Raw genomic sequence first — 6,268 nt, 5'->3', positions numbered from 1 at the left:
AGTGCGGCTCGCGGATGCGCGCGTCCTCGACCTTGATCAGGCGCTTTTCGAAATCGAGCATCAGCCACTGCCGCCGGCGCAGTTCGACCCGAATCTCGCCGTCGGCGGAAAGGACCTGAAGGCGCGCAAGGTCGAAACGCGGCTCAGCGTCGAGGTGCACGTCAACGGCCGCGGCCCGTACCGGTTCATCGTCGACAGCGGCGCTGACACCTCCGTCGTCGGCCTGCGCATCGCCCGCGACCTGCAGCTGCCGCTCGGCACGCCGGTGATCCTCAACGGCATGACCGCGCGCAGCATCGTCGACCGGGTGAAGGTCGACCGGCTGACCGTCGGCTCGAACACGATCGATGACCTCGAGCTGCCCGCGCTCAGGGAAGCCGACGTCGGCGGCGACGGGATGATCGGCATCGACGCGCTCGCCCGGCAGCGGCTGATGCTCGATTTCGAAAAGCGCCTGATCAAGGTCGAGGACGCGCGCATCCGCGAGCCGCACGAGCCCGGCGAGATCGTGATCACGGCGCGGCGCGAGCACGGCCAGCTGATCCTGACCCATGTCCGCGCCGCCGGCTACGAGCTCGACGCGATCATCGACACCGGCACCGAGATCACGATCGGCAATCTCGCCCTGCGCGACAAGTTGCTGCGACACAATCGCGACAAGTTCATCACTGTCCCGGTAACCGGCGTCACCGGCGAGACGGTCAAGCTGCAGCTGGCGCGGATCGGCGAGCTCCGGCTCGGGCCGGTCACCCTCCACGACGTGCCGATGGCGTTCGCCGACGTGCCGCCATTCAAGATGTTCGGCCTTTCCGACCAGCCGGCGCTGCTGCTCGGCACCGACATTCTGGAAACCTTCCGCCGGGTCTCGCTCGATTTCCGCGCGCGCAAGGTGCGGTTCCAGCTGAGGCAATGCGACGCAGCGGTGACCATCAGCACCGATCCCGGCAATTTCTCGCGCCTGTCGTCGCACGTCGAAGAAGTATGCCGACGCTAGCGCGCCGCGGCCGGACTCGACATGCCGCCGGCACAGGCGCAGAATCGTGCGCGGAGGCCGTCGTGTGCATCTCAGGCTTCGTGTTTCCAGGTGTATCGGCGCCGTTGCCCGCGGCAACGGCTCGGGGCAGGATAGCCTCTCCCCGCCCGCCCGCGGCGCGCATTTCAGCAAATCCTCACGACCTGCTCATGCCGTTCACCGCTCCATCCGCTCTCATCGGCGGTGCTGAAGAAGGAGCCAGTCCATGTTGATTCCCGTCGCGCTCGCGCTTGGCGTTCGGGCCGCCGTCCCGGTCCCCGACACGACACAGGAACCGCCGTCGGAAATCGTGGTCCAGGGCACGCGCGTCGGGAAGCAGCAGATCCGCGATTTCGTGAAGACCGTCATCGACGTGCCGTCCACCGGCCAGATCGCGCGGTTCCAGGCGAAGGCGTGTCCGGTCGTGATGGGCCTGCCGCCGGCACAGAGCGCCGCGATCGCCGAGCGCATGCGCCGGGTCGCGGCGGCGGCGAAGGTCGGCGTCGCACCGGCCGGATGCACGCCCAACGTCTTCGTCATCATGGCTGCGGACAAGAAGGCCGCGATCACGGAGCTCGAGCGGCGCTTCCCGGCCTATTTCAGCGGAATGTCGGACCGCGAAGTGCGCAAGCTCGAAGCCGACCCGGGGCCGGCGGCGGCCTGGCAGGTCCGCACCCGCTACAGCGCCGACGGCGAGTTCCTCGAAAAGCCGATCGGCGGCTTTTATGTCGTCAGGGGCACGCACAATCCGTCGCGGCTGCGCTCGTCGAGCGTGCCCACCTTCCTCGCCTCGGTCGTGGTGATCGACCTCAAGGCGGCAGGCGGGCTCACCGTCACCCAACTCGCCGATTATGCGGCAATGCGGACCTTCGCCGCGGCCGATCCCCAGCGCATCCTCAAGACCGGAACGCCGACCATCCTTGGAGTGCTCGGGCAGCCCGACGGTGCACTTCTCCCAATTACCCTCACCTACTGGGATCTGGGTCTGCTCAAGGCGCTCTATTCGACCGACAACGCCTATTACGCGGGCTACCAGCGCGGCGACATCGAGCATGTGATGAGGGAGGAGCTCGAGCACGCCGGAACTCGCGACAGGCAGCACTGAGGCCGGGACGGATTATGATGTGACGGGCCGCACCTCTTTCGAGATGCGGCCCTCGTCAGGTCAGCAAGAGCAGTTCTTGCAATTGCACGGATTGCAGCGGCAGCCGCCTTTGGTGCAGCTGCAGGTGCACGAGGACGCATTCTTCTCGATCGTCTTGTCCATTGTTCGTTTCCCTTTTTGCGAGGCGTTGATTCGCACCCGGTGAAGCGCCTATAGCTTCCGTACCATGGTACGGAATCAAGCGAAAAATTCAGACACGATCGGCGGCCTCGCAAAAGCTGCCGGCGTGGGGGTGGAAACGGTGCGCTATTATCAGCGGCGCGGGCTCCTGCCCGAGCCTGCACGGCCCCCCGGCGAGGTGCGCCGCTACGGCGAGTACGACATCAAGCGGCTCCGCTTCATCCGCTCCGCCCAGGCGGCAGGCTTTACGCTGAGCGAGATCGGCGAGCTGCTGGAACTGTCAGCCTCGGACGACCGTCCCCGAGCGCGCGAGCTCGCTCGAACGCGGGTTGAAGCGCTCGATGTGAAAATCGCCGAGCTCGAGCAGGCTCGCGACGCGCTTTCCGGGCTGGCGTCCGCATGCGCAGCCGAGCGCGGCGGGCCATGCCCGATTCTGGACGCGTTCAACCGGAACTAGCGGCCCGGCTGCTCAGATAAGCGAGGCGACGAACGCGCCGATCAGGAGGGCCGCAGCGCCGCCGACCAGCAGGACGTCGCGGATGCCGCTTTCGACATATTCCTGATGGTCGCCCTCGCCGAAGTCGTCGCGGGAGCGATGGTGAAACATCTCGCCGATCCGTTGCATGGCTACCTCCTCTGCGAACGGACCAGCCTCATACGCCCGGCGCGCGAGTCGCACCAAACAACGGAGATCGAGCTCTAGCTGAGCCACAGCGCGAGGCTCGTTTCGCAATCGTTCACAATCGGCGAACCGACCTGTTGGCCCCGATGAACAGACAAACAATCGACGCGGCTCGCGGGTTGACCTTCCGACTGTCCTGAAAATGAGGAGTACGGACATGAAACGCACGATGATTCTGGCCTCGGCGGCGGCAACAGCTGCCGTGCTAGGCACCACGCCTGCTGAAGCGCAGCGCTGGAACAACTGGCGCACCATCGCCTACCAGACCGTCAATGGCCGCGACACCGACAACATCCGGGTGCGCGGCACAGCGCGCTACCGGCAACTTCGGGTCTGCGTCTACGGCGGGCCGATCAACATGCGCGATGTCGACGTCTGGTTCCGCAACGGCAGGCGCCAGGACATCGGCACCCGCCGCCTCATGCGACCCGGGACCTGCACCCGCAACCTCGACCTCCGCGGTTATTATCGCGACGTGACCCGCGTCCGTCTGAAATATGCACCGCTCGCGCGCCGCTGGGTGCGCCCGCTGATCCGCGTCCAAGTCCGCTGAGCTGTCGTACTAAGGACTGTTCGCGGCGGGGAGATCGGTGGTGTTGCCGGCCGTATTCGCTGCTCCGGTAGCAGCGGGACCGCCGCCGTACGGCCGGGAAACTGCGGCGGCGTTCATGTCCGCGTCGCTGAGGGCGTCGACTCGGCGTCCAGCCCGTCAGCCGAGTTCATGTATACGGCCTTGTTGGCCTCGCTACGGCTACCGCATGCCGCCAGTGCGCCGCCGCTGCTGCCGCGGCCAATATCGCCGGCCTGCGGTCAGCGGCCCTTGAGCCTCTTGACCGCGGCGAGCGTGCGCTGCACGTGTTCGCTGGGGTCGAGATTCGTATATTCCATGACGATCTTGCCGTTGCGATCGATCACATAGGACGTGCGGTTCGCATATTCGGGCTTCTGTTTCAGGACCACGTCATAGGCCTTGCGGACATCGCCGTTCGCCGTCGCCACCGGAAACTGGTTGCGGCACTCCTCGACCGAGAATTTCTGTAGTGTCGGCAGGTCGTCCGCCGACATGCCGACGACGCGCGCGCCGAGCTTCTTGAACTCGGCCGAAGCCTCGCTGAAGGCATGGGCTTCCGCGGTGCAGCCGCTGGTGAACGCCTTGGGAAAGAAATAGAGCACCAGTGGACCGTGCTTGAGTTGGTCGGCGAGGTGAAGCTTGAACGGCTTGCCCGCGATCGCTCCCGTGGTGGTGAAATCGGGCGCCTTCGACCCGATTGGCAGGGCGGCGAATGCCGGCGTCGCGAGAAGATTAGAACCGGCGAGTGCCAACAGTAGCATGCGCATGCGAGTCTCCTTCGACGGACCGCTTACCGATGCCCGCCCAAAAGTGCGAGCGTCAGTTCATCCCGCTTGCCTTCGAAGAATGCCAGCAGCGCCCGCTCGAAAATGCCGTTGGCCTCAATCCGGTCGAACAGAGTCAGGCTCGAGCGGAGCTTCATCGAATCGACGGGTCCCAGGATCTGGTCGGCGCTGCGCCTGTCTGCCCATCGCAGCAAAATGTCGGCGGCCTGCCGCAGGCGCGGCCCGAGCAACGGGTGCGCCAGATAGGCGCGCGCCTCGTCCATCGTTGCGACGCCGAAGAACTTGGCCGTGGGACTTCGGCCGAGCGCGGCGAGTTGGGGAAAGACGAACCACATCCAGTGGCTCTGCTTCGATCCCGCGCGGAGCTCGGCGAGCGCCTGCTCTATCACGCCTTGCTGGGCGTCGATGAAGCGCTGCAGCTTGTAGGGATCGGAAGGGTCCACGCCGCGATCATGCCCGTCGGAGCGGCGGCGGAAAAGAGCGGCTGGCGCCTATTGCGCTGGCGCCAGCAACCCTGCGAGGACGTAGAACAGGATCATCATCGGGCCGGTAAGCAGCACTGCTGCAATGAAGCCGAGGCGGATGATGGTCGGGTCGATGCCGCTGTAGTCGGCAAGACCGGCGGCGACGCCCATGACCTTGGCGTCGCCGCGGTTGATCAGGAAACGTTGGTTCATCTGGGTTTCCCTGGAATGAGTGGCTTCAGGCGATCGGCAGCGAAGTCGCGGCCGAAACCAGCAGAAGCGCGGTGACGAAAGCGCCGGCGAACATCGTGGCGGTCTCGCGGACGGAAGCGAACGAGTTGAACATTGAAATACCCCTTGCATTGCTCTCATCGGACCCACCATTGGGCCCGTGCCGCTACCAATGCAGGAGGCGTGCCAATTGGGAAAAGCCGTTCTTTTCCAGTGCGCGGTGACGGTTTGAGCGAGAATCCGCCAGCAAAGCCGACCGAAAGTTGGCAGTTTTTACCACGTACAGATGGAGAAGCCCAACGAACAGGTGTCCGGAAACAGACAAGCGCTACAGTTGTAGCGCCATATCCGGTCACCTTCCCGCCTCTACCTCAGCTCGAGCTCGTGTCGCCGCCGTCGGGATGAAGCACTTGCCCCGTCATGTAGCTTGCGTCCTCGCAGGCGAGGAACAGGAAGCTCGGCGCGACCTCGTTCGGCTGGCCGGGGCGGCCCATCGGCGTGTCCTTCCCGAACTTGGGGAGATCTTCCTTCGGTTGCCCGCCGAACGGGTTGAGCGGAGTCCAGATCGGCCCCGGCGCGACCGCGTTCACGCGGATGCCGTCCGCCACCAGATTCTTGGCCAGCGCGCGGGTGAACCCGAGGATCGCGCCCTTGGTCGAGCTGTAATCGAGAAGGTCGGGCGAGCCCTTGTAGGCCGTTTCCGACGTGCAGTTGACGATCGCCGCGCCCGTTTTCAGATGCGGCCGCGCCGCCTGGGTCATGAAGAACATGCCGAATATGTTGGTCTGGAAGGTTCGGCGGAGCTGGTGTTCGTCGATGTCGGTGATGTCCTCGTCGGGATGTTGCTCGCCGGCATTGTTGACGAGAATGTCCAGCCTGCCGAGCTGATCAATGGTCTGCTGAACCGCCTGTTCACAGAACGTCTTGTCGCCGATGTCGCCCGGAATCGTCAGCGCCCGGCGGCCTTCCTTCTCGACGATTTCCTTCGTCTTGTGCGCGTCGTCGTGCTCGCACAGATAGACGATCGCGATGTCGGCGCCCTCGCGCGCGAACAGAGCGGCGACGGCGCGGCCGATGCCGCTGTCGCCTCCGGTGATCAGCGCGACCTTGCCCTTGAGCCGGTCCGAACCGCGGTAGCGCGGATCCCAGTCGGGCTTGGGTTCGAGCTGGCTTTCGTGGCCCGGCTCCTGGTCCTGATGGACCATTGGCGCCATGACGTCGGATTGGTCGTTCAAGGC

At 65.2% G+C, this 6,268-nt stretch carries 10 protein-coding genes; 5 read left to right on the top strand and 5 right to left on the bottom strand.

Translation table 11 applies throughout. From position 1 onward, the window contains the following. The 4 genes from GH737_RS02575 to GH737_RS02565 all read left to right on the top strand — a co-directional run. Positions 1 to 994: retroviral-like aspartic protease family protein (locus tag GH737_RS02575; protein WP_155263294.1), on the top strand; the 994-nt coding region annotated here is incomplete at its 5' end. 244 nt (positions 995 to 1,238) lie between these two features. Next, positions 1,239 to 2,117, top strand: a complete 879-nt coding sequence (locus GH737_RS02570; protein WP_155263293.1) for a hypothetical protein — start codon at positions 1,239 to 1,241, stop codon at positions 2,115 to 2,117. 19 nt (positions 2,118 to 2,136) lie between these two features. Continuing rightward, positions 2,137 to 2,322: a hypothetical protein gene (locus GH737_RS15100; RefSeq protein ID WP_196232941.1), complete on the top strand. Its 186-nt coding sequence runs from the start codon at positions 2,137 to 2,139 to the stop codon at positions 2,320 to 2,322. A 21-nt stretch (positions 2,323 to 2,343) separates the two neighbouring features. Continuing rightward, positions 2,344 to 2,754 (top strand): MerR family transcriptional regulator, encoded by a 411-nt coding sequence (locus tag GH737_RS02565; protein ID WP_155263292.1) that lies wholly within the window; start codon positions 2,344 to 2,346, stop codon positions 2,752 to 2,754. A gap of 12 nt (positions 2,755 to 2,766) precedes the next feature. On the opposite strand, the gene GH737_RS02560 is transcribed toward GH737_RS02565, so the two are convergent. Next, a complete protein-coding gene (locus tag GH737_RS02560) occupies positions 2,767 to 2,922 on the bottom strand; it encodes a hypothetical protein (protein WP_155263291.1) in 156 nt (51 codons plus the stop codon). Positions 2,923 to 3,136: 214 nt separating this feature from the next. Here GH737_RS02560 and GH737_RS02555 point away from each other — a divergent pair, with 214 nt between their 5' ends. Next, entirely contained in the window at positions 3,137 to 3,532 is a 396-nt protein-coding gene (locus GH737_RS02555) for a hypothetical protein (protein ID WP_155263290.1), read from the top strand. 257 nt (positions 3,533 to 3,789) lie between these two features. On the opposite strand, the gene GH737_RS02550 is transcribed toward GH737_RS02555, so the two are convergent. The 4 genes from GH737_RS02550 to GH737_RS02535 all read right to left on the bottom strand — a co-directional run bounded on the left by GH737_RS02550 (position 3,790) and on the right by GH737_RS02535 (position 6,265). Continuing rightward, a complete protein-coding gene (locus GH737_RS02550) occupies positions 3,790 to 4,317 on the bottom strand; it encodes a peroxiredoxin (RefSeq protein WP_155263289.1) in 528 nt (175 codons plus the stop codon). Between the two features lie 23 nt (positions 4,318 to 4,340). Beyond that, on the bottom strand, positions 4,341 to 4,778 hold the full coding sequence (locus tag GH737_RS02545) for a DUF1810 domain-containing protein (RefSeq protein WP_155263288.1): 438 nt from the start codon (positions 4,776 to 4,778) through the stop codon (positions 4,341 to 4,343). A gap of 48 nt (positions 4,779 to 4,826) precedes the next feature. After that, positions 4,827 to 5,012, bottom strand: a complete 186-nt coding sequence (locus tag GH737_RS02540; RefSeq protein ID WP_155263287.1) for a PspC domain-containing protein — start codon at positions 5,010 to 5,012, stop codon at positions 4,827 to 4,829. Between the two features lie 389 nt (positions 5,013 to 5,401). Next, positions 5,402 to 6,265 carry an SDR family oxidoreductase gene (locus tag GH737_RS02535; RefSeq protein WP_338061760.1) on the bottom strand — a complete coding sequence of 288 codons (864 nt, stop codon included), beginning with the start codon at positions 6,263 to 6,265 and terminating at the stop codon, positions 5,402 to 5,404. Positions 6,266 to 6,268 lie beyond the last annotated feature (3 nt).

Source organism: Sphingomonas segetis (assembly GCF_009720245.1).
GTDB lineage: Bacteria > Pseudomonadota > Alphaproteobacteria > Sphingomonadales > Sphingomonadaceae > Sphingomicrobium > Sphingomicrobium segetis.
Note: the sequence above shows the minus strand (reverse complement) of the source record. Positions and strands in the feature narration are given on the sequence as shown.